General features: G+C 71.6%; 1 pseudogene. It reads right to left on the bottom strand.

The features are described from left to right. Window positions 1–1,073 (bottom strand): annotated as a pseudogene (locus tag SPH27_RS23020) (Contact-dependent inhibitor A); the annotation flags it as partial.

Here is a 1,073-nt window from a genome sequence, read left to right as displayed (position 1 = left end):
CCCTTCAGGGTGACGTCGCTGCCCTGCGCCGTGCCGCCGTTCGTCAGCTCTCCGGCGTTCACGTCCAGACGGCCTTTCGCCGCCAGCAGGCCGCTGCTGGACACCCTGTCGCCGGAGAGCGCAATGTCGCGCCCCGCATTCACCTGCCCCTGGTTACTGACGGTGCTGCCCGTCAGGCGGATATCGGCCGCGGCATCGGCCCGGCTCTGGCCGTCCAGCACCAGCTGCCCGCCGCTCAGCGCCAGGCTCTCTCCTGCCGAGACCGCACTGCCCGTGGATGACAGCGTGCCGCCGCTGCTGAGGGTCGCGCGGGTATCGCTTCCGCTGCGGGTATTCGTCAGGGTGATATCCTTCCCGGCCGCCACGCTGAGCGCGCCCCTGCCGGTGACGCTGCCGCCGCGCTGCGTCAGGCTGCCGCCGGTGGACAGCGTGGTGTCGGCCTGGCCCGTCAGCGTTGCATCCGAAAGTGCCATCCCCTGCCCGCCCGCGACGGTCAGCGCCCCGCCCTGTGCCGACACGCCGCCGCCGCTGACGGTCAGGGTGTCCTGACTGTCCAGCGTCGCCGCGCCGCGGGAGATAAGGGAGGTATTGCTGAGCGTCATCGCCTGCCCGCTGCTGACCGCCAGCGCGCCCGCGCTGTTTGTCCCGCCGCCCGTCATCTGCACTTTCCCCGCCGCGGAAAGGCGCATGTCGCCCTGGCTGGCGAGCGTGCTGTTACTGAGCTCCATATCCCGCGAGCTGGCCACGTTCAGCGCGCCCCCGGCCTGATGGCTGCCGCTGAGGACCACCCCCGCGCCCTTCGCGCTAATCGAGCCGCTGGCGAGGCTGTTCCTGACCGTCAGTTTCCCGCCCGCATCCAGCTGAATGTCGCCCTGCCGCGCGGTGAGGTTGCCGAGGTTAACCCCGACGCCCGCCTCGCTGGAGACCAGGCGGATACGGTTCGCATACATCCCGCCGAGCGCGCCGGTATCCACCGCCACCACGGGCGCGGCGCCCTCGCCGGCAATTGGCCTGACGCTGCCGTCGGCGCCCACGCGGTTCGCCCCTGCGGTCACCGTCAGGTCGTTCGCGTG

The organism is Enterobacter sp. A103 (genome assembly GCF_034427535.1).
GTDB lineage: Bacteria > Pseudomonadota > Gammaproteobacteria > Enterobacterales > Enterobacteriaceae > Enterobacter > Enterobacter asburiae_B.
Note: the sequence above shows the minus strand (reverse complement) of the source record. Positions and strands in the feature narration are given on the sequence as shown.